Origin of the sequence: Pseudomonas sp. SIMBA_041 (genome assembly GCF_046535095.1) — a bacterium.
GTDB lineage: Bacteria > Pseudomonadota > Gammaproteobacteria > Pseudomonadales > Pseudomonadaceae > Aquipseudomonas > Aquipseudomonas mucoides.
Genome location: NZ_JAWRXJ010000904.1, coordinates 1 through 238, shown reverse-complemented (window position 1 = coordinate 238; position 238 = coordinate 1). Strand labels below are relative to the sequence as shown.

General features: G+C 34.0%; 1 protein-coding gene. It reads left to right on the top strand.

What is annotated here, in order from left to right; translation table 11 throughout:
• On the top strand, positions 1-238 hold a 238-nt coding region (locus SB725_RS33750; protein ID WP_410923764.1), incomplete at both ends, for a hypothetical protein.

The following is a 238-nucleotide window of genomic DNA, read 5'->3' as shown; positions in this document are numbered from 1 at the left end:
CAGATAATCAGCCTTTGATTTTTAAAACGAATAATGCGGAAAAATTTCGAATTACGGAAGGAAATAAAATAGTAGTTCAAGGTATCTCTACCATAGGTTCAGTTTGGGATAAAAATCTTTTTTTCGCAGGTGGTAATGATGCTACAACAGGAGTACTTAATACTGTTTTTGGATTTGGAGCTCTTACGCTAAATACAATTGGAGCTTCAAATACTGCTATTGGAGCTAATAGCATATC